Source organism: Streptomyces sp. NPDC050546 (genome assembly GCF_044457425.1).
Lineage (GTDB): Bacteria > Actinomycetota > Actinomycetes > Streptomycetales > Streptomycetaceae > Streptomyces.
The window spans coordinates 64743-85522 of record NZ_JBITGX010000007.1; the positions used below are offsets into that span (position 1 = coordinate 64743).

At 71.3% G+C, this 20780-nt stretch carries 20 protein-coding genes; 4 read left to right on the forward strand and 16 right to left on the reverse strand.

Annotated features, from left to right (window positions below):
* Positions 1 to 75: 75 nt before the first annotated feature.
* From ACIBK5_RS18535 to ACIBK5_RS18545, 3 genes are all read right to left on the reverse strand, one after another.
* Positions 76 to 882 carry a polyprenol monophosphomannose synthase gene (locus ACIBK5_RS18535; protein WP_399020913.1) on the reverse strand — a complete coding sequence of 269 codons (807 nt, stop codon included), beginning with the start codon at positions 880 to 882 and terminating at the stop codon, positions 76 to 78.
* A 532-nt stretch (positions 883 to 1414) separates the two neighbouring features.
* Positions 1415 to 3016 (reverse strand): amidohydrolase, encoded by a 1602-nt coding sequence (locus ACIBK5_RS18540; protein ID WP_399020914.1) that lies wholly within the window; start codon positions 3014 to 3016, stop codon positions 1415 to 1417.
* A 66-nt stretch (positions 3017 to 3082) separates the two neighbouring features.
* Entirely contained in the window at positions 3083 to 3523 is a 441-nt protein-coding gene (locus tag ACIBK5_RS18545; protein ID WP_039932055.1) for an Lrp/AsnC family transcriptional regulator, read from the reverse strand.
* Between the two features lie 268 nt (positions 3524 to 3791).
* Here ACIBK5_RS18545 and ACIBK5_RS18550 point away from each other — a divergent pair, with 268 nt between their 5' ends.
* Complete coding sequence (locus ACIBK5_RS18550; protein ID WP_382497512.1) at positions 3792 to 4226, forward strand: hypothetical protein; 435 nt, start codon at positions 3792 to 3794, stop codon at positions 4224 to 4226.
* A gap of 417 nt (positions 4227 to 4643) precedes the next feature.
* Here the strand turns inward: ACIBK5_RS18550 and ACIBK5_RS18555 are convergent, their stop codons facing one another.
* Positions 4644 to 5816, reverse strand: coding sequence for an acyl-CoA dehydrogenase family protein (locus ACIBK5_RS18555; protein ID WP_399020917.1), 1173 nt, complete (start codon positions 5814 to 5816; stop codon positions 4644 to 4646).
* 331 nt (positions 5817 to 6147) lie between these two features.
* Here ACIBK5_RS18555 and ACIBK5_RS18560 point away from each other — a divergent pair, with 331 nt between their 5' ends.
* Positions 6148 to 7416, forward strand: coding sequence for a glycoside hydrolase family 18 protein (locus ACIBK5_RS18560; RefSeq protein ID WP_399020919.1), 1269 nt, complete (start codon positions 6148 to 6150; stop codon positions 7414 to 7416).
* A 57-nt stretch (positions 7417 to 7473) separates the two neighbouring features.
* On the opposite strand, the gene ACIBK5_RS18565 is transcribed toward ACIBK5_RS18560, so the two are convergent.
* The 3 genes from ACIBK5_RS18565 to ACIBK5_RS18575 form a co-directional block, all read right to left on the reverse strand.
* Complete coding sequence (locus ACIBK5_RS18565) at positions 7474 to 8133, reverse strand: TetR/AcrR family transcriptional regulator (protein ID WP_399020921.1); 660 nt, start codon at positions 8131 to 8133, stop codon at positions 7474 to 7476.
* A gap of 97 nt (positions 8134 to 8230) precedes the next feature.
* Positions 8231 to 8371, reverse strand: a complete 141-nt coding sequence (locus ACIBK5_RS18570; protein ID WP_399020923.1) for an SCO1431 family membrane protein — start codon at positions 8369 to 8371, stop codon at positions 8231 to 8233.
* A 91-nt stretch (positions 8372 to 8462) separates the two neighbouring features.
* Entirely contained in the window at positions 8463 to 9842 is a 1380-nt protein-coding gene (locus ACIBK5_RS18575; RefSeq protein ID WP_399020925.1) for a peptidase C39 family protein, read from the reverse strand.
* A 207-nt stretch (positions 9843 to 10049) separates the two neighbouring features.
* On the opposite strand from ACIBK5_RS18575, the gene ACIBK5_RS18580 reads away from it, so the two are divergent.
* Together ACIBK5_RS18580 and ACIBK5_RS18585 are read left to right on the forward strand one after the other, a co-directional pair.
* Entirely contained in the window at positions 10050 to 10706 is a 657-nt protein-coding gene (locus ACIBK5_RS18580) for a uridine kinase (protein ID WP_399021280.1), read from the forward strand.
* Between the two features lie 433 nt (positions 10707 to 11139).
* A complete protein-coding gene (locus ACIBK5_RS18585) occupies positions 11140 to 13002 on the forward strand; it encodes an AAA family ATPase (protein ID WP_399021281.1) in 1863 nt (620 codons plus the stop codon).
* A gap of 146 nt (positions 13003 to 13148) precedes the next feature.
* Here the strand turns inward: ACIBK5_RS18585 and ACIBK5_RS18590 are convergent, their stop codons facing one another.
* The 9 genes from ACIBK5_RS18590 to ACIBK5_RS18630 form a co-directional block, all read right to left on the reverse strand.
* Positions 13149 to 14225: a hemolysin family protein gene (locus ACIBK5_RS18590; RefSeq protein WP_399020927.1), complete on the reverse strand. Its 1077-nt coding sequence runs from the start codon at positions 14223 to 14225 to the stop codon at positions 13149 to 13151.
* The gene (locus ACIBK5_RS18595) at positions 14222 to 15556 is read right to left on the reverse strand and encodes a hemolysin family protein (protein ID WP_399020930.1); all 1335 of its coding nucleotides are present in this window, start codon (positions 15554 to 15556) and stop codon (positions 14222 to 14224) included. The genes ACIBK5_RS18590 and ACIBK5_RS18595 overlap by 4 nt, the downstream gene beginning before the upstream one ends.
* Before the next feature lie 247 nt (positions 15557 to 15803).
* A complete protein-coding gene (locus ACIBK5_RS18600; protein ID WP_399020931.1) occupies positions 15804 to 16256 on the reverse strand; it encodes a PH domain-containing protein in 453 nt (150 codons plus the stop codon).
* A gap of 13 nt (positions 16257 to 16269) precedes the next feature.
* Positions 16270 to 17118: an ATP phosphoribosyltransferase gene (hisG, locus tag ACIBK5_RS18605; protein WP_189726388.1), complete on the reverse strand. Its 849-nt coding sequence runs from the start codon at positions 17116 to 17118 to the stop codon at positions 16270 to 16272.
* 55 nt (positions 17119 to 17173) lie between these two features.
* A complete protein-coding gene (locus ACIBK5_RS18610) occupies positions 17174 to 17446 on the reverse strand; it encodes a phosphoribosyl-ATP diphosphatase (protein ID WP_361934420.1) in 273 nt (90 codons plus the stop codon).
* Between the two features lie 34 nt (positions 17447 to 17480).
* The gene (gene ribH / locus ACIBK5_RS18615) at positions 17481 to 17966 is read right to left on the reverse strand and encodes a 6,7-dimethyl-8-ribityllumazine synthase (RefSeq protein ID WP_184597131.1); all 486 of its coding nucleotides are present in this window, start codon (positions 17964 to 17966) and stop codon (positions 17481 to 17483) included.
* Positions 17967 to 18022: 56 nt separating this feature from the next.
* Entirely contained in the window at positions 18023 to 19393 is a 1371-nt protein-coding gene (locus ACIBK5_RS18620; RefSeq protein ID WP_399020933.1) for a bifunctional 3,4-dihydroxy-2-butanone-4-phosphate synthase/GTP cyclohydrolase II, read from the reverse strand.
* Entirely contained in the window at positions 19390 to 20034 is a 645-nt protein-coding gene (locus ACIBK5_RS18625) for a nicotinamide riboside transporter PnuC (RefSeq protein WP_399020935.1), read from the reverse strand. The genes ACIBK5_RS18620 and ACIBK5_RS18625 overlap by 4 nt, the downstream gene beginning before the upstream one ends.
* Positions 20031 to 20639, reverse strand: a complete 609-nt coding sequence (locus tag ACIBK5_RS18630) for a riboflavin synthase (protein WP_399020937.1) — start codon at positions 20637 to 20639, stop codon at positions 20031 to 20033. Before ACIBK5_RS18630 ends, ACIBK5_RS18625 begins: the two co-directional genes overlap by 4 nt.
* Between the last annotated feature and the right edge of the window lie 141 nt (positions 20640 to 20780).

Consider the following 20780-nt stretch of genomic DNA (forward strand, 5'->3'; position numbering starts at 1 on the left):
CTCCAGTGTGCCTGGACCCGGCTCAGTCCGGGATAAGGGCTGCTCAGCCGCCCCCGTCAGCGCCCCGGAGGTCCGCTACGGCTTGGCCCCCGGCTTGCCGCCGCGCCCCGTGACCTTGCCGACCCGCTCCCCCACGCCCCAGGCGGTGACCCGCCACAGCGCCTCGACCAGGATGTCGCGGCTCATCTTGGAGTCGCCGAGTTCGCGCTCGACGAAGGTGATCGGCACCTCGACGACGTGGTAGCCGGCCTTGACCGAGCGACGCGCGAGGTCGACCTGGAAGCAGTAGCCCTGCGAGGCGACCTCCTCGAGGCCGAGGCCCTCCAGGGTCTCGCGGCGGAAGGCCCGGTAGCCGCCGGTGATGTCACGCAGCGGCAGGTCGAGCGCGAGCCGGGAGTAGAGGCTGCCGCCGCGGGAGATCACCTCACGGGACTTCGGCCAGTTCACCACCCGGCCGCCGGGCACCCAGCGCGAGCCGAGCACCAGGTCGGCGCTCTTCAGGGCGGTGAGCAGACGGGGCAGTTCCTCGGGCTGGTGGGAGCCGTCGGCGTCCATCTCGATCAGCACGCCGTAGTCACGCTCCAGGCCCCAGCGGAAGCCCGCCAGGTAGGCGGCGCCCAGGCCCTCCTTGCCCTTGCGGTGCAGCACGTGGACGTGGTCGTCGTCCACCGTCAGCTCGTCGGCCAGCTTGCCCGTGCCGTCCGGGCTGTTGTCGTCTGCCACGAGCACGTGCGCCTCGGGGACGGCCTCGCGCACCCGGCCGACGATGCTCTTGATGTTCTCCGCCTCGTTGTAGGTCGGGATGATCACCAAGGCCGTGCCGAGCGGGCCGAACTTCCTCCCCTGGGCTCCTGCCGCGAGGGTTCCGTCGCCGTCGTTCACTGATGCCCCTTCAAGTCCGTACGCAGGGATCCACCATAGTGGGCCCGGCCTGCGATGACGCGACAGGACGTTCGAACAGGGGTGTCGAATCCGCGAGGCGCGGGTAAGAATGCGCTTTCGCGAGCGAGCGTACGGCGGATGGGGGCCCGGCGCCCTTCGGGCCGACCTGGGACCCGCTGGCTGCGGATCGACCGAAAGCCGTTGTCTACTGAGCGTCCGGGCCCCTCCCGGGTCACACCTCCCCGACCGGCCGGAACGTTCCCTCGGCGCTGCGCCGGCCTGAGCCTGGCTCCCAGTGGCGGTGCCCGGTGCGGCACACCGTCCCTGACCCGGCGGCGCTGCGGCGAGTGCGCGGACGTTCCCGGTCGGGCGTCCGGTGGTGGACTCCGCCGAACCTACCGGCCACCCGCTGCCGCCTGTCAACAGCCGTTTGACCTGCGCTTCTCCCGGCAAAGGCCTGGTCAGTGCGGAGGATGCGCAGGTCGCGCGCCGGGGGTGCGGCACAAGATCGCGTGCGCGCCACCCCCGTAGATCACTCGCCCGGCCGTACGAAGACCGTGCGTCCGCCCACCACGGTGCGCAGACAGACGGGCAGGTCGCGGCCGGGGGTCAGGTCGGGCAGCCCAGGGGTGCCGGAGCGGGGATCCGTCGACCAGCGGGCGACCCGGTCGTCCGGGGCCTGCACCACGAGCTCGCCGGTGTGCCACACCGCGTAGTCGGCGGGTGCGCCCGGCACCAGGACGCCCGCGTCGTCCCGCCCGACGGCCCGCCAGCCACCGCGCGTGTGCGCCGTGAACGCGGCGCGCACGGAGACCCGGTGCTCCGGCGTGCGGTGGAAGGCGGCGGCCCGGACCGTGCCCCACGGGTCGAGCGGGGTGACCGGGCTGTCGGAGCCGAAGGCGAGCGGGACACCGGCGCGCAGCAGGGCGGCGAACGGGTTCAGCGCACGCGCCCGCTCGGCGCCCAGCCGCTGCGCGTACATGCCGTCCTCGCCGCCCCACAGGGCATCGAAGGCGGGCTGTACGGAGGCGGTGAGGCCGAGTTCGGCGAAGGCCGCGATCGCGTCCGGGGTGAGCATTTCGGCGTGCTCGACTCGATGGCGGGCGGCGCGGACGCGGGCGAGTCCCAGTTTCCCGGCGGCGGTGCGCACACCCTCGACCACGGCGTCCACCGCCGCGTCGCCGATGGCGTGGAAACCGGCCTGGAGACCCTCCTCCGTGCAGGCGACGACATGGGCGGCCACGGCGGCGGCGTCCAGATAGGCGTTGCCCCGGTGGCCGGCGTCGGCGTACGGCTGGTGCAGACAGGCCGTGTGCGAGCCGAGGGCGCCGTCGACGAAAAGGTCGCCCGCGGCGCCGATCGCGCCCAGCTCCCCCGCCTTGGCGACGTCCCGCTCGGCCCAGTAGCCGACCACGCGCGGTCCGGGTTCCCCGGCGGCGAGGCGCAGCAGGCCGGTGAAGTCGTCCTCGGAGGAGATCTCCGGGCCGGCGCACTCGTGGACCGTGCCGATGCCGAGCGAGACCGCGTGCGCGAGCGCGGCGCGCTGCGCGTCGACGCGCTGCCGAGGCGTCACGGCCGCGAACGCGGCGGCCCGTACGGCGTGGTGGGCGTCGGCGGTGAGCGGCCCGTCCGCCCGGGTGACGCCGGGGACCAGGTCGAGCAGGGCCGTGGTGACGACGGCCGAGTGGACGTCGATCCGGCTGAGGTAGAGGGGCCGGTGCCCGGCGGCCTGGTCGAGCTCCGCACGGGTCGGGGGGCGGCCGCCGGGCCAGCGGGCGGCGTCCCAGCCGTGTCCGAGCAGGACGCGGTCGTCCGGCCGGGAGGCGGCGAAGTCCCGTACCAGGGCCAGGGCGGCCTCGAGAGTGGGGGCCGCGGACAGATCGAGGCCGGTGAGCGCCAGCCCGGTGGCCGTGGTGTGCACATGCGCATCGGTGAACGCCGGAGTGACCAGCGCGCCGTCCAGGTCGAGCACCTCGTCGACCCCGTCCACGAAGGCGTCGGCGGCTCCCTCCGACCCCACCCAGGCAACCTGCCCCCGTTCCACGACCATCGCGGTGGCGAACGGATCGGCAGGGCTGTGCACCTCTCCACGACGGAGCAGGACGGTCTTCGGCGGGGCGCTGGGCTCACTCATGGGCAACAGTCTCGCGCCTGACCCCGAGCACTCCGAACAAGGGTCGCCTTCCACGCCCGGCGGCGATCAGATCCGCGGCGGCCGCGCCTCGTACGGCGTGGACAACACCACCGTCGTCCGCGTCGAGACCCCGGCCAACGACCGCACCCGGGCCAGCAGTTCCTCCAGTTCGTGGGGCGTCGCGACCCGCACCTTGAGGATGTAGTTCTCGTCCCCGGCGACACTGTGGCACGCCTCGATCTCCGGCACGCCCGCGAGCCGCTCCGCGATGTCGTCCGGCGCGCTCGGGTCGAACGGTTTGACCGAGATGAACGCGGTCATGGGCAGCCCGACGGCCTCCGGGTCGACGACCGCGGCATAGCCGCGGATGACGCCGCGCTGTTCCAGCCGGCGCACCCGCTGGTGCACGGCCGACGTGGACAGGCCCGTGGCCTTGCCCAGGTCGGTGTAGCTCATCCGCCCGTCCTTGACGAGCAGCTGCACGATCTGTCGGTCCAGCTCCTCCATGGCGCAAGAACCTACAGTGCGGTTGATCTCCTCGGATACCTGAGCAGCCCAGGTCATGCCCGGTTCGTGATGTGGCCGGAAGCCGACGGTCAGCCGTCCGGGGGACAAACCGACCGCAGTGGGCACCTGCGTGCGGCATGTGACGAACGCCACAGGGCTCGAACGGTCTCCGTGATGTTCTCGTGATTACCGCCGAGAGGGGACGGGAAGTGCTTGCTGTGGCCGAGGCCGCAGCGCCGATACGGCCCAGTCCGAGGGGGAGAACCCAATGCAGAGTCTTAAGCGCCCTGGTCGCACCGCGCCCAAGCGGCCGCAGCTCGTCGTCGAGCCCGAGCCGGAGGGCGTCGAACCCGACACCTTCGACGACGAGCTCGACTCCTACGACACCTTCGAGATGTTCCGGGTCGTCTGCCCGGACTGCGCTCAGCCAATCGCGCTGCTGGCGGACGAAGAGGTTCTGCCGGAGCACGCGCTGTGCGCCTCGCCGTGGAATCCGTTCGGACTCACGGTCTGTGCCGGCACCGGCCGCAGGGCCACGGACGCCCGCCCCGCGGACGAGTCCGTGGATCCTCAGGAGCAGGACACCGCCCTGCTGTTGACGCTCCCTCAGGGGCTCGACTGGCGGACCCAGCCCTTCTCACACGTCGGTGGCCCTGGCTCGCGCCCGATGAGGGTGCCCGTCATGCGCCGCCAAGCGGCCTGAGCCCGGGCGCTCCCGGCCCGCTCGCTCCGCCCAGTAGCTGCCCCGCACCACGGCTCGCAGGCCGCCGTGGTGCGGTTCAGTGTGCCCGGAACGTGAGGCGGCACTCCACACGTGCCCCGGAGGGGACACGGGGACCGGACGCCCGTGAACGCACGCCCGATTCCGCTACCCGGTGACCTGTCCGGCCTCCTCCGCGTTGCCCTGGTATGACCCCCATCTCCTCAGCGACCGGGCGTCAGCGCCTCCTCTTCGTCCCGGCACCCGCAGAATCGGTTCGGCCGACCGCGCCGCGCTACCAGGACCCGCCGATCTACCGCGACTTGATGCGGACCTGGGCCGAGGGCGGCCGCACCCTGCCGGGTCGGCACGACCCGGAGTGGATGCGGCTCGCGGCGCCCTGGCGGGGCCTCGACCAGTTCAGCGCTCCTCTGGACCCACGAGATGGCGGGCGATGACCATCCGCTGGATCTGGTTGGTGCCCTCGACGATCTGCAGCACCTTGGCCTCACGCATGTAGCGCTCGACCGCGAAGTCCGCGGTGTAGCCGTAGCCGCCGAGGATCTGCACGGCGTCGGTGGTGACCCGCATCGCGGTGTCGGTGCAGTGCAGCTTGGCCATGGCGGCCTGCCGGGCGAACGGCCGGCCCGCGTCCCGCAGTCGCGCCGCGGCGAGGTAGAGCGCGCGGCCCGCCTCGATCTGCGTCGCCATGTCGGCGAGCATGAAGCGCAGCCCCTGGAAGTCGGCGATCGCCTTCCCGAACTGGCGCCTTTCGGCCGCGTACACCAGTGCCTCGTCGAGCGCCGCCTGCGCCACGCCGATGGCGCACGCCGCGATGCCGAGCCGCCCCGAGTCCAGCGCGGACAGGGCGATCGCGAAGCCCTGCCCCTCCTCGCCGATGCGCCGGTCGTCGGAGACCCGTACGCCGTCGAAGTGGACCTGGGCGGTGGGCGAGCCCTTCATGCCCATCTTCCGCTCGGGCGCCGCCGCGCTCACGCCCGGCGCGTCGCCGGGGACCAGGAAGGCGGTGATCCCGCGCGGGCCGTCCTCGCCGGTGCGCGCCATGACCGTGTAGAAGTCGGCGATCCCGCCGTGTGTGATCCAGGCCTTGGTGCCGGTGATCACCCAGCTGTCGCCGTCCCGCACCGCCTTGGTGCGCAGGGCCGCCGCGTCCGAGCCGGAGTGCGGCTCGGAGAGGCAGTAGGCGCCGAGCATGCCGCCGCCGAGCATCCCGGGCAGGTGCTCGACCTGCTGCTCCTTGGTGCCATAGGCGGCGAGCGCGTAGGAGGACAGGGAGTGCACGCTGACGCCGAGGCCGACCGTGAGCCGGGCCGCGGCGAGCTCTTCGAGCGCCTGGAGATAGACCTCGTACGGCTGGTCGCCGCCACCGTACTCGGACGCGTAAGGCAGGCCGAGCAGGCCGGAGTGCGAGAGCAGGGTGAACAGCTCACGCGGGAAGCGGCCGGCGTCCTCCTCCTCGGCCGCCTTCGGGGTGATCTCCTGCCGCGCGATGTCACGGACGAGCGAGATCAGTTCCCGGGCCTCCTCCGTGGGCAGTTGTCGGTCCACCGGCTGCGGGGCGCGGTCGGGCATGGCGACGCTCTCCTCCCTGTCGGGCACTGGCGGTCGGGCCCATGGGTGGGGGCGGCGCCGCCGGGTCGATCTGGTGCCTGGCCGATGCTTGCAGTCCCGGGTCTCGGAAGCTGCTGACCAGCGGCTGTGCGCTGTGAGTATGCCCGATCGGAGGCATGCAGTCACCAGTTAACGACCGCTTACTTCAGGTAATACCCGAGTGCATCCGCCGGATCGAAATTGGTCCGCACCATTGACCGAACTGGTCTAGTCCTCCTACCGTTTCGCTTCACCGAGTCATCGCGTTCATGCCAATCGGCGCGCGTTCCCTCTCCCCACGAGGAGACACCGGATGCACACCCCCCACCGTTCCCGCTTCCGGGCCATCGTGTCCGCGGCCTGTTGCGCCGTCCTCGGCGCCGGTCTCCTGGCCGGCGCGGGCACCTCGACCGCCACCGCGGCGACCTCGGCTCAGGAGGCCGCCGCGGCATCGAAGGCCGCACCCGGCTCCAGGGCCGCCGGGTCCAAGGTCATCGGGTACTTCACCGAATGGGGCACCTACGACCGCAAGTACTACGTCAAGAACATCGAGACGTCGGGCTCGGCGGCCAGGCTCACGCACATCAACTACGCGTTCGGCAACGTCACCGGCGGAAAGTGCGCGATGGGCGACGCCTACGCGGCCACCGACCGGGCCTACACCGCCGCCGAGTCCGTCGACGGCAAGGCCGACACCTGGGACCAGCCGCTGCGCGGCAACTTCAACCAGCTGCGCAAGCTGAAGCAGAAGCACCCCGGCCTCAAGGTCCTGTGGTCCTTCGGCGGCTGGACCTGGTCGGGCGGCTTCGGCGAGGCCGCCAGGAACCCGGCCGCCTTCGCCCAGTCCTGCTACGACCTGGTCGAGAACTCCAAGTGGGCCGATGTCTTCGACGGCATCGACATCGACTGGGAGTACCCGAACGCCTGCGGCGCCACCTGCGACACCAGCGGCAAGGCGGCCTTCCGGAACCTGACGCAGGCCCTGCGCGCCAAGTTCGGCTCCGGCAACCTCGTCACCGCGGCGATCACCGCCGACGCCACCCCGGGCGGCAAGATCGACGCGGCGGACTACGCGGGCGCCGCCCGGTACGTCGACTGGTACAACCCGATGACATACGACTTCTTCGGCGCCTGGGACGCCGCCGGCCCGACGGCCCCGCACTCCCCCCTGACCTCGTACTCCGGCATTCCGAAGGCGAACTTCCACACCTCGGCGACCATCGCGAAGCTCAAGGGCCTCGGCATCCCCGCCTCGAAGCTGCTGCTCGGCATCGGCTTCTACGGCCGCGGCTGGACGGGTGTCACGCAGTCGGCCCCCGGCGGGACGGCCACCGGGCCGGCGAAGGGCACGTGGGAGAACGGCATCGAGGACTACAAGGTGCTCAAGAGCACCTGCCCGGCGACGGGGACGGTGGCCGGCACGGCGTACGCCAAGTGCGGGAACAACTGGTGGAGTTACGACACCCCGGCGACCATCGGGACCAAGATGACGTACAAGAACCAGCAGGGTCTGGGCGGCACGTTCTTCTGGGAGCTGAGCGGTGACACGGCGAACGGTGAGCTGATCAAGGCCATCAAGTAAGGCGGGGCGACACCCCCCGGGGGCGGACGGGCCGTGACGGGCCCTCCGCCCCCGTTCTCACGCGTCCTGGCGCGCGGCCGCCTGCGGGGCCGGGTAGGCGGGGTCCAGGTCCTCGATCGCGCGCAGGGCGCCGCCGAGCCCCTTCACCAGCAGTTCGCACATGGTCTCGCGGGGCAGTTCGGGGCGGTCGATCCATTCGAGGGTGGCTCCCTCGACGCTGCACACCCAGGCCAGCAGGCCCATCCTCGCCAGCGGGGTGATGTCGACGCGGCCGTACGCGCCCTCGGCGATGGTGGCGACGATGGCCTCGCGCACACCGTCCCGGATGGCGTGCACCTCGGTGTCGAAGCCGACCCCGCCACTGACGATCGTGCGGTACGCGGCCTGGTGGTTCTCGGCGTAGCGCAGATAGCTGTCGATCGTGCGCTGGACGCGGTCGACCGGGGGCAGTTCGAGTCCGCTCGCCGCCAGGGTGACCAGATCGGTGACCGAGTCCTGGATGATGGCCAGGTAGTAGCCCCGCTTGGACTGGAAGTAGTAGTAGATGAGGCCCTTGGCGACGTGGGCCTGCCGGGCGATGTCGTCCATCGAGAGGGCGTCGTAGGACGTGTCGGCGAACAACCTCCGGCCGATGGCGATGAGTTCGGCACGGCGCGCCAGCGAGCGCTCGGTGCCGCGGGCTCTGGGGCGCGCGGCAGGCTGTTGACTGATATTCAATTTCGACCCTGGTTCCAGGCGGGCGAGGCGGGACATCCGCAGTATGGCAGGTCGGAGGGCCGGGGCGTGGGTCAGGTCACATTGCTCCGGGCCGGGGTCACAGCAGCCCGAGCTGTGTCACGAGCATCGCGACGACCACGACGAGCGTCCAGCCCACGACATGCTCGGCGATCTTCGGCCCGTCGTCCTTGGGGCCGCCCGTGCGGACGCCGGCGGCGGTGGCTGAGTGTGCGGTCATGGCTTCTCGCTGATCCGGTGGGGCGGGCGGACTTCCCCCGAAGTTCCGCCCACCTTGCCACCCTGAGCGGCTTTTGCGGCCGAGAGCTTGCTCACACGCGGACGCCCACGGCGGTCAGCGCCCTGCGCTGGGCAGCGGTCGGGCGCGCCGGGAAGTACAGGTAGCAGACGCCGCCGGTGCCGGAGACGACCTTGCCGGAGGCGTTGTACCGCTTGGTCCGCAGCCAGATGTTCTCCCACTCGCGCCGCCGGTAGACGCGCCGCACGGCCTCGTTGCTCGCCGAGGCGGGGTCGTTCGCGATCACGTCGCCGCCTGCCGTGAAGCCGATGACCGTCATCAGGTGCCCGGCGGTGCCGTACCCGGCGCCGGTCAGCTCCTCCTTCAGGAAGGACTGGGACGTTATGGCAGGGATGCCCGCCGCGATCAGCGTCTCCAGATCGGTGAGCGAGCCGAGCCGGGTGACCACGCCCTGGAGGTCCTTGAACGTGGCCGCGTAAGCGGCGTTGAAGGGCCAGTTGCCGCAGCCCGCGTACTGGTGGTCGTAGGTGAACCGGGCGGCGTGGCACACCTGCGGATCGGCGAACGAGGGATCCACCCAGGCCAGCTGCTCCGGGGTGAGCCGGCCGCCCCAGTACTCGACGATCATCTGGGAGGAGGTCGGGCTGCACCAGGCCTCGCCGCCGTTGTCGTACTCGGGGTACTGCCCCTTGTGGATCTCCTGCGAGTACCGCGGGACGGACAGTTCCTTCGCGAGGCCGGGCGCGGACGCCGGGACGGTGAACCGGTCCGGGACGTCGGAACCCATCGCGCCGAGCCGCCACACGGTGGGTGTGGCCTTGCCTCCGGGCTTGCGGTACAGGGTCAGACGCAGGCGGTAGGAGGCCAGACGCAGGCCGGTCGCGGGGTCGTCGACGGCCAGCGTGTCCGTCCAGACGGTGCTCTTGCCGTCGCTCTGGTCGTCGACCGACGTGCGCTTGATGTCCTTGTCGCCGGACGCCCAGCGGCCCATCACGTACCAGGGGCTGCTGGTGCCGTCTGTGTAGGTGGCCTTGAGTTCGGCCTGGATCCAGGTGCCGGCCGGGGTGCGGGCGTTCCAGGAGACGATCGCCTCCGTCGCGGGGACGGCGAGCCGGTGGACGGCGGACGTCCAGGTGCCGTACTCCCAGGAGGCGGTGGTGCCGGTGTGCGGGTCCCGGTAGTCGGCGGTTCCGGCGGGCTTCGCGATCACCAGACCGGGGCGGGCGCCCGCGACGGCGCGGGTGCCCCGGGCGGTGCCGCCCTGCCAGTCGTCGTACGAGACCCAGGCCCGGTTGTCCACGGTGCGGGCCGGGACCGCCCGGGCGGGGTCTGCGGTGTCGGTCGTCATGGGGATCTCGGTGTCGGCGGCCGCCGGCCCCGCGCTCGCGGTGACGGCGGCGGCGACCGCGGCGGCCAGGACGGTTCTGCGGGACGGCTGTTCGGCTCTGCTCATGGCGGGGACCCCCGGATGTCGGAGTCGGGCAGGGGCGGGGCAGGTCCGTTGCACGGTCGGTCGCACATGCGTGTGCGCCACATATGAGCACAGCCCGCCGGGTCCTGCCAGCACTTCGACCCGCGCCACGCCCACCAATATTGGCGTCGACCAGTGGCAGGAGCCGTGGACCGCGTGGCTCCCCAGGTCGTTAGAGTGCTGCGCGAGATGAATCCGTCCTTCCGCCCCGCACCGGGGCCCGCCGTCCGTGACCTGGCCTCCCGGATCCGCCGCCTCTCCCCCTCCTGCGGCCCGGTCCGTCTGGTCGGCGTCGACGGGCATGCCGGATCCGGAAAGACCACGTTCACCGAGTGGCTGGCCGGGGCGCTCGGCGGCTCGCCGGTGCTGCGCCTCGACGACATCGCCAGCCACGACGAACTGTTCGGCTGGACCGGACGGCTGCTGGACCAGGTGATCGAGCCGCTGGCCGACGGCCGGACCGCGCACTACGCCCCCTACGACTGGCGGGCCCGCCGCTTCGGCCCTCAGCGCCCCCTGCCCCCCGCACCGGTGATCCTCGTCGAGGGCGTCGGCGCGGGACGCCGGGCGCTGCGCCCCCACCTGGCCCTGCTGCTCTGGATGGAACTGCCGCGCGAGGAGGCCTGGGCCCGGGGACGGTCGCGGGACGGGGAGGAACAGCGGGAGTTCTGGGACGGATGGGTCCCTGCGGAGCGCCGGCATCTCGCCGACGATCCCTCTCGGCCCTTCGCTGATCTCCTGGTACGGCAGGGAGAGAAGGGGTACGAGGTGTTTCCGGGACCTGCCGGGACTGCTGGACCGGACCAGTTCCTCACGCACGGTGACGGACCGCCCGCAGTGTGCTGAACTTGTGAAGGCGCTTGCGGTGCAACTTGCCGGAGTGCTTCAACTCGGCTTGACCGGTGGGCCGTACAGGACTTACGTTCTCAATGTGCGGCCATTCGGAGCCGCCCACAGACGCGAAGCCCCCGGTTGTTCCCCCGTGATCGGGGGCTTCGTTCTGTCTTCTTCCGATTTTCCGGGCCCCGCGAGGCGCCGAACGCTCACACTCGGTCACCGTGCGCGAGTGCGCCGCATCCGCTCCCACCTCGTCGAACGGCCCGTGCGGCACCCTTCGGGGGCGCCGCCCCCGCAGGTACGATGCCCTCGTCGCGACCTACGGACGGTTGCTCCGCGCACCTCGCAACTCCGGTCCGTGGCACAGCGGTTCGAGCAGGGCAGCCGGCCGGGGGGACGGCTCGTTGGCATACCGACGGGGGCACGGTTCGTGGGGGACGTGATGGACTTCGGCACGCAGGGCCCGCAGGCCCCGGCCGACCTCGCCTGGCTGCGAGGCGTCGATGCCTACACCATGGGCGCCTATCCGCAGGCGGAGGAGGAGTTCCGCGCCGCCGTACGGATGGACCCCGGGATGGCCGACGGCTGGCTCGGGCTGCACGCGCTGCGCGTCGACACGACGACCGCGCTGCTCAGGATGTTCCGGCACCGGGACCGCTTCGGTGAGCAGCGCTCCCGCTACCGCCGCACCCTCAACTCCTGGTACTGGCTGGGCTGGTGGGTGCAGCCCGTGCTGGAGAGCCCCCGCGACCTGCTGCTCGCGCACGCCTCCCACTGGCTGGACGGCCGGCACGTCCCCGAGCTGGACCGGGCACTCGCCGGGCTGCCGCCGGTGGACACCGACGCCCAGGTCCGCTTCCTGCACGCCTGCCGCGCCTATCTGGTCAAGGACTGGGAACAGCTGGTCCGCCACACCGATCCGCTCCTCGACGACCCGATGCTCGGCATCGAGGCGGGACTCTTCGGCGGCATGGCCCGGGTCCGTCTGGAGATGTACGGCCAGGCCGAACCGCTGCTGTCCGCCGCGCTGATGCGCTGTCGCAGCGAGCAGCCCCAGCGCAAGGAGCTGCGCTACTGGCTCGCCCGGGCCCACGAGGGCACCGGCCGCAGCGCCGCCGCGCTGCCCCTGTACCGGGCCGTGCACCGCGTCGACCCCGCCTTCATGGACACCGCGGCCCGGCTCGCCGCGATCGCCGAGGGCGACGGGTACGACGACACCACCGACCTCGCGGCGATCACGCTCCCGGGTCTCGGCCAGGACGCCGTGGACGGGCCGGAGGGATTCGACCCGCTCTTCGGCACCGAGGGCCGCGACCTGAGGCTGCCCGACCTGGAGCCGCCGGGCTCCGCTCCCCTGCCGCCGGTCACGGACCCGGCCGTACGCGAGAGGTTCTCCCCGGGACCGTCCCTGCCCGCCGGGCCCACCGATCCCGCGTTACTGGAGGAGGCACTCGCCGAGCTGGAGCGCATGGTCGGTCTGGAGCCGGTGAAACGCCAGGTCAAGGCGTTGTCGGCACAGCTGAACATGGCCCGGCTGCGGGCCGGGCAGGGCCTGCCGGTCCAGCCGCCCAAGCGGCACTTCGTCTTCTCCGGCCCCTCCGGCACCGGCAAGACCACCGTCGCCCGCATCCTCGGCCGCGTCTTCTACGCCCTCGGACTGCTCGGCGGCGACCATCTCGTGGAGGCCCAGCGAGCCGACCTGGTCGGCGAGTACCTCGGGCAGACGGCCGTGAAGGCCAACGAGCTGATCGACTCGGCCCTCGGCGGCGTCCTCTTCGTCGACGAGGCGTACTCGCTGTCCAACTCGGGCTACGGCAAGGGCGACGCGTACGGCGACGAGGCGCTCCAGGTGCTGCTGAAGCGTGCGGAGGACAACCGCGACCATCTCGTGGTGATCCTGGCCGGCTACCCGGAGGGCATGGACCGCCTGCTCGCCGCGAACCCCGGGCTGTCCTCCCGCTTCACCACCCGCGTCGACTTCCCCTCCTACCGTCCCCTCGAACTCACCGAGATCGGCAAGGTGCTCGCCGCGGAGAACGGCGATCTGTGGGACGAGGAGTCCCTCGACGAGCTGCGGTCCATCGCCGGGCACGTGGTCGACCAGGGGTGGATCGACGAGCTGGGGAACGGGCGGTTCCTGCGGACGCTGTACGAGAAGAGCTGTGCGTACCGGGATCTGCGGTTGTCCGTGTATCCCGGGGTGTTGGGCAGGGACGATCTGGCGACGTTGCGGTTGCCGGATCTGATGCAGGCGTACGGGGAGGTCTTGTCGGGGCGGGGACCGCAGGATCCGTCGGCGATATGAGTTCGTCGGCCGCGGGCCGGTGAGGGCTGGTCGCGCGGTTCCCCGCGCCCCTGAGTGGGTGCAGTGAAGGCCGGTCGAGCCCCACCCACCTGTCTGGAGGCGCGGGGAACCGCGCGACCAGCCCCCACGCGCCCGCAGCCGACCGCCTACGAAGCCAACGCCTCCTCGCTGCTCCGAGGTTCGGTGACCCGAACCTCCGGCACCTCGCGGTGCGCGGGATCCCGCACCTCCCCCACCAGCAGCTCCAGCACATCCTCCAGCGCGACCAGCCCGAGCACCTTCCCCGAACCGTCGGCCACCTGGGCCAGATGCGTCGCGGCGCGCCGCATCACCGTCAGCGCGTCGTCCAGTGGCAGCTCGGACCGCAGCGTCGTCATGGGCCGCCACAGCTGCTGCGGCACGGCCCGGTCGGAGTGCTCCAGGTCCAGGACGTCCTTCACATGCAGATAGCCCATGAACGCCCCGGTCTCCGCCGCGACCGGGAACCGGGAGTACCCGGTCCGGGCCGTCAGCTCGACAATGCGGCCGGGGGTGACCGACGGGCTGACCGTCACCAGGGACTCGCGCCTCAGCAGGACGTCCGTCACCGGGCGCGACCCCAGCTCCAGCGCGTCCTCCAGGCTTTCGGCCTCCTCGGGGTCGAGCAGACCCGCCTGGCCGGCGTCCTCCACCAGCCGGTTGAGCTGCTCACTGGTGAAGACGGCCTCGACCTCGTCCTTGGGCTCGACGTGGAAGAGCCGCAGGATGCCCTGGGAGACCGCGCCGAGCGCGGCGGTGATCGGCTTGCAGAAGCGGGCGAACCAGACCAGGCCGGGGCTGAGCCACAGCGCGGCCTTCTCGGGGGCCGCCATCGCCAGGTTCTTCGGGACCATCTCGCCGATGACGAGGTGGAAGAAGACCACCGCGGCGAGGGCGATGACATAGGTCAGCGGGTGGATCATGCCGTGCGGCAGATGGACCCACTCGAAGACCGGCTCCAGCAGATGCGCGACGGTCGGTTCGGCGACCGCGCCGAGGGTGAGGGAGCAGATCGTGATGCCGAACTGGGCCGCCGCCATCATCTGCGGCAGCCGCTCGAGCCCGTAGAGGACCTGCCGGGCGCGTGCCGTGCCGAGCGGTTCGATCTGGCTGCGGCGTACGGAGACGAGCGCGAACTCGGCACCGACGAAGAAGCCGTTGGCCAGCACGAGCAGCGCGGCGAAGAGAAGCTGGAGGACGCTCATCGGACGGCCTCCACCATGGCGGCCACCGGGGCCGTCCGCACGAGCCGGACCCGCTCCGCGCGGTAGTGGCCGACCTGGCGCACCGACAGCCGCCAGCCAGGCAGCTCCGCCCTGTCGCCGACGGCCGGGATACGGCCCAGCAGATCGGCGATCAGGCCCGCGACGGTCTCGTACGGGCCTTCCGGCACGTCGAGGCCTATGCGCCGCAGGATGTCGACACGGCAGCTGCCGTCGGCGTCCCAGGCGGGCCTGCCGTCCTCCGGCGGTGCGGAGGCCAGCTCGGGCAGATCGTGTCCGTCGTGCTCGTCGCGGACCTCGCCGACGATCTCCTCGACGATGTCCTCCAGTGTGACGACGCCGGCCGTGCCGCCGTACTCGTCGACGACGACCGCGATGGGCTGCTCGCTGCGCAGGCGGGAGAGCAGCGGCCGTACGGGTAGCGTCTCCGGCACGAGCAGCGCCGGGCGCGCGATGCGGCCGACGGGGGTCCGCAGCCGGTCCCGCACCGGCACGGCCAGGGCGTCCTTGAGGTGGACCATGCCGACCACCTCGTCGATCTTCTCCCGGTAGACGGGGAAGCGGGAGAGGCCGGTGGCGCGGGTCAGGTTGACCACGTCCTCGGCGGTGGCCGAGGACTGCAGGGCGCTGACCTTCACGCGCGGCGTCATCACGTGCTGCGCGGTCAGCTCACCCAGCGACAGGGTCCTGACGAAGAGGTCGGCCGTGTCCTGTTCGAGGGCGCCGGCCCGGGCCGAGTGACGGGCCAGGGAGACGAGTTCGCCGGGGGTGCGGGCGGAGGCCAGCTCCTCGGTGGGCTCGATTCCCAGAGCGCGGACGAGCCGGTTCGCGACGGCGTTGAGGCCGGCGATGACCGGGCGGAACAGCCGGGCGAAGACATGCTGCGGGCCCGCGACGAAGCGCGCGACCTGAAGCGGCCTGGACACCGCCCAGTTCTTGGGCAGGAGCTCGCCGATCACCATCTGCACGGCGGAGGCCAGCAGCATGCCGACGACGACCGTGACACCGGAGACGGCTCCCTCGGGTATGCCGATCGAGGTGAACGGGCCGTGCAGCAGCTCAGCGAGCGCCGGTTCGGCGAGCATGCCGACGACGAGGGAGGTGATGGTGATGCCGAGCTGGGTGCCGGAGAGCTGGAAGGACAGTTCCTTGAGCGACTCGACAACGCGGTGGGCGCGCCGGTCGCCCTCGGCGGCGGCCTTCTCGGCCTCGGGCCGCTCGACCGTCACGAGTCCGAACTCGGCCGCCACGAAGAATCCGTTGGCGAGAATCAGCAGGAACGCGGCTGCCAGGAGCAGCAGGGGGGTGGTCATGATGCCGCCGCCTCCGCAAAGTCGCGTACCTCGAGAACGGGGTACGCGCTATGTCGGCAGGGGGCGGCGCAGGTACTACAGGACGATCCGTCCATCGCCGGAGAGGGTCACTCCTCGGTTAGCAGGGGCCTTCTGTGCACCGGGCGGGGCAGCAGAGGCGGAGGCGCATCCGTACACGCCTCCGCCAACAGATTAATCAAGACACGGCCCGGTGCGGCAGTGGCGATCGCCCAGTGGATTCCCCGAGTCAGCTCTGATGCCGCTCGTGCGCCACGGAACGGGCCTCGGCGAGCGCCCGCAGGGCCCGGGCGTCGGTGATCGCCCGCTGCCTCGCGATACCCGGCTGAATACCGAGGACAGGCAGGCTGGTGCCGTCGCTGAGGTTGAGGAACACCCAGGGGTCGCCGGGCCGGAGGGTCACCTGAAGGATCTCGGCCCACTCCAGCCGGCGCTTGTTCGTGAGGTTCACCACGGTGACCCCCGACTCGTCGGCGACGACCTTGGGCCGGGCCAGCAGGAGCAGCACCGCGTCCAGCAGCAGCGCCGTGACGACGAAGCTGAGACGTTCGGCGGGGCTGAGCTGCTTCAGCAGCATCGCGACGGCCGTGATCACGACCAGGATGGCGACGGCGGCGGAGAGCAGCACCGCTCGGGTGCTGCCCGGCCGGAAAGTGACGGGCAGAGTGGGCAGATCGGACATCGCTGTACGCCCCTCAGAGACGGCAGGCGTGGATGGCCGTGGTCAGGATGGCCCGGGCGCCGATGTCGTAGAGGTCGTCCATGATCCGCTGCGCCTCCTTGGCCGGGACCATCGCGCGGACGGCGACCCAGCCCTCGTTGTGCAGCGGGGAGACCGTCGGCGACTCCAGGCCGGGGGTGAGGGCGACGGCCTTCTCGAGCTGCTCCACGCGGCAGTCGTAGTCCATCATCACGTAGGTCCGGGCGACCAGGACGCCCTGGAGGCGGCGCAGGAACTGCTGCACCTTGGGGTCGTCGGCGTCCGCGCCGGTGCGACGGATCACGACGGCCTCGGACTTCATGATCGGCTCGGCGACGACCTCAAGGCCCGCGTTGCGCAGCGAGGTGCCGGTCTCGACGACGTCCGCGATGACCTGGGCGACGCCGAGCTGGATGGCGGTCTCGACAGCGCCGTCGAGGTGGACGACGGAGGCGTCGATGCCGTGGTCGGCCAGGTGCGCCGCGACGATGCCCTCGTAGGAGGTGGCCACGGTCTTGCCGGCGAGGTCTGCCAGGCCGCCGATGGTGCCGGGCTTGCAGGCGTAGCGGAAGGTGGAGCGGGCGAAGCCGAGCGGGAGGATCTCCTCGGCGTCGGCGCCCGAGTCGATGAGCAGGTCGCGGCCGGTGAGGCCGATGTCGAGCTGGCCGGAGGCGACGTAGATGGCGATGTCGCGGGGGCGGAGGTAGAAGAACTCGACCTCGTTCACCGGGTCGACGATCCGCAGCTCCTTGGACTCCCGGCGCTGCTGGTAGCCGGCCTCATGCAGCATCTCCGCCGCAGGGCCGGACAGGGAACCCTTGTTGGGGACGGCGATGCGCAGCATGAGGTCGGCTTCCTTTGCGTGGTGTCGTACGGGAACGGGTGCGGCGTGCCGCGGCTTACAGGTGGGCGTAGACGTCGTCGAGGGAGATGCCGCGGGCGACCATCATCACCTGGACGTGGTACAGCAGCTGCGAGATCTCCTCGGCGGCCGCGTCCTTGCCCTCGTACTCGGCGGCCATCCAGACTTCGGCGGCCTCTTCTACGACCTTCTTGCCGATGGCATGGACGCCCTTCTCGACCAGCTCTGCGGTGCGGGAAGTGGCGGGATCGCCCTGGGCGGCCTTGTGCTGGAGCTCGGTGAAGAGCTCCTCGAACGTCTTCTTGGACATGGTGACGCCTAGCCTACGCGGTGTAGGGGGCGCCTCAGCGCCAGGGTTCGGATACCGAGCGGAGGGTGGCCGCGGTCGCCACCGCCGCCGTCACCGCCTCGTGTCCCTTGTCCTCGTTCGAGCCGGGCAGGCCCGCACGGTCCAGGGCCTGCTCGTCGGTGTCGCAGGTCAGCACGCCGAAGCCGACCGGGACGCCGGTCTCGACCGACACCTGGGTCAGGCCCTGGGTCACGCCCTGGCACACGTACTCGAAGTGGGGGGTGCCGCCGCGGATGACGACGCCCAGGGCCACGATCGCGTCGTAGCCGCGGCCCGCGAGGACCTTGGCGACCACCGGCAGCTCCCAGCTGCCGGGGACCCTGAGCAGGGTCGGCTCGTCGATGCCCAGGTCGTGCAGGGCGCGCAGGGCGCCGTCGACCAGACCGTCCATCACCTTCTCGTGCCACTGTGCCGCGATGACGGCGACCCTGAGGTCACCCACATTGCGTACGGACAGTTCCGGTGCACCCTTGCCGCTCACGTCTCTCCTCAGAGCTTTCTCACTGCCGACTTGCTGGGCTGTCTCGCTGTGCTGTCTTACTGGTTGCTGCAGGCCGGCACGGTGGTCGTGTCGAGCCAGGGCAGGTCGTGGCCCATCCGGTCCCGCTTGGTGCGCAGGTAGCGGAGGTTGTGCTCGCCGGCGCTCACGGGCATCGGCACACGTGCCTTGACGGCGATGCCGTGGCGGACGAGCGCGTCGGTCTTGTCGGGGTTGTTGGTCAGCAGGCGCACGCCGCGCACCCCGAGGTCGGCCAGGATCTGGGCGCCGGCGGCGTAGTCGCGGGCGTCGGCGGGCAGGCCGAGTTCGAGGTTGGCGTCGAGGGTGTCGCGGCCGCGCTCCTGCAGTTCGTAGGCGCGCAGCTTGGACATCAGGCCGATGCCGCGGCCCTCGTGTCCGCGCAGGTAGACCACCACTCCCCTGCCCTCGGCCTGGATACGGGCCAGGGAGGCGTCCAGCTGGGGACCGCAGTCGCAGCGGGCGGAGCCGAAGACATCGCCGGTGAGGCATTCGGAGTGGACGCGGACGAGGACGTCCTGGCCGTCGCCGATCTCACCGTGCACGAGGGCGACGTGCTCGACGCCGTCGACCGCGGAGCGGTAGCCGTACGCCGTGAACGTGCCGTGGGCGGTGGGCAGTCGGGTCTTGGCCTCGCGGCGGACGGTGGGCTCGCTGCCGCGGCGGTAGGCGATCAGGTCCTCGATGGAGATGATCGTCAGGCCGTGCTTGCGGGCGAAGGGGATCAGCTCGGGCAGCCGCAGCATCGTGCCGTCCTCGCCGGCGATCTCGACGATCGCCCCGGCCGGGCGCAGGCCCGCGAGGCGGGCGAGGTCGACGGCGGCCTCGGTGTGGCCGTTGCGGGTCAGGACCCCGCCGGGCCGGGCGCGCAGCGGGAAGATGTGGCCGGGGCGGACGAAGTCGTCGGGCCCCGTGACGCCGTCGGCGAGCAGCTGGAGCGTGGTGGCGCGGTCGGCGGCCGAGATGCCGGTGCTCACGCCGTGCGCGGCGGAGGCGTCGACGGAGACCGTGAACGCGGTCTTCATCGACTCGGTGTTGTCCTCGACCATCTGCGGCAGACGCAGCCGGTCGAGTTCGTCGCCCTCCATGGGGGCGCAGATCAGGCCGCGGCACTCGCTCATCATGAAGGCGACGATCTCGGGGGTCGCCTTCTCGGCGGCGATGACGAGGTCGCCCTCGTTCTCCCGGTCCTCGTCGTCGACGACGACGACCGGGCGGCCGGCCGCGATGTCGGCGATGGCCTGCTCGACGGGGTCGAGCGCGAAGTCCTCGACGTCGTCGGTGCCGTACAGGACAGATGTCGAGGGGGTGGCGCGATGGGGGTCCCCCCAGGCCTTCTGCTCTGGGGGAGCCTCGTTCAGGGCGGTGGCGGGTGACGGGTGGGCGCTCATGCCGGCGCTCCTTCCAGGGTGGGCTGTGCTGCCGCGCGCGAGCGCAGCCACCAGTCGCGCATGCCCCACAGGACGAGCGCGCCGTAGATGATGTAGACGAAGCCGGAGAAGGCGAAGCCGTTGGCGAAGTTCAGCGGGACGCCGACCAGGTCGACCAGGAGCCAGGCGAACCAGAACTCGACCATGCCTCGGGCCTGGGCGTACATCGCGACGATCGTGCCGACGAAGATGTACGCATCCGGCCAGGGGTCCCAGGAGAGGGTCGGGAAGGCGGTGAACAGGCCGCCGACCGCGAGGGTGCCGACGGCGGCCGCACCGGCCAGTGCCCCGCGCTCGCGCCAGGTGGCGAACCGTACGGCGATGGAGCCGTCCTGGGCCTGCTGCCGGCCCCGGTTCCACTGCCAGAAGCCGTAGGTGGCGACGAGCATCACGACGATCTGCTTGCCGGCACTGCCCGCGAGGTGGGCGGTGGCGAAGGCCGTGAAGAGGATGAGGCCGGAGAGGAACTGGGCGGGCCAGGTCCACAGGGAGCGCCGCCAGCCGAAGGCGAGGCCGATCAGACCGATCACGTTGCCGATCATGTCCGACCACTTGATGTGCTGGCCGAACAGCGTGAACGCCTCGGAGTTGAGCCAGTTCACTTGGCCGCTCCCTGCACACGGTCGCCCAGCATCCGCTCGACGTACTTGGCGATGACGTCCACCTCGAGGTTGACCGGGTCGCCGGGTCCCTTGTGGCCGAGCGTGGTCAGGGCGAGGGTGGTGGGGATGAGGCTCACGGTGAAGTGGTCGGAGCCGGCGTCGACGACGGTGAGGCTGATGCCGTCGACGGTGATGGAGCCCTTCTCGACCACGTAGCGGGTGAGGTCCGCGGGGAGGGAGATCTTCACGATCTCCCAGTTCTCGGAGGGCTTGCGTTCCAGGATCTCGCCCGTGCCGTCCACATGGCCCTGCACGATGTGCCCGCCGAGGCGTTCGCCGACGGCCATGGGGCGTTCGAGGTTGACGCGGGTGCCGACCGCGAGGGCGCCCAGGCTGGAGCGGTTCAGGGTCTCGGCCATCACGTCGGCGGTGAATTCGTCGCCCTCGTGGTCGACGACCGTGAGGCAGACGCCGTTGACCGCGATCGAGTCGCCGTGCTTGGCGCCCTGGGTGACGACGGGACCGCGCAAGCGGAAGCGGCAGGCGTCGTCGAGGGTCTCGACGGCGGTGATCTCGCCCAGCTCTTCGACGATTCCGGTGAACACTTCCCGGGTCCTCCTGCCTCTTGGGGCACGGACTCCGGGGCTGTCGATGACGACAGATGTACGAGCAGAGACACCGGGGGCGACGCCGGACGGAGTCCGCCCCCAGGACGGACTTCTTCGGCGGCACGCACGTATGCCTGC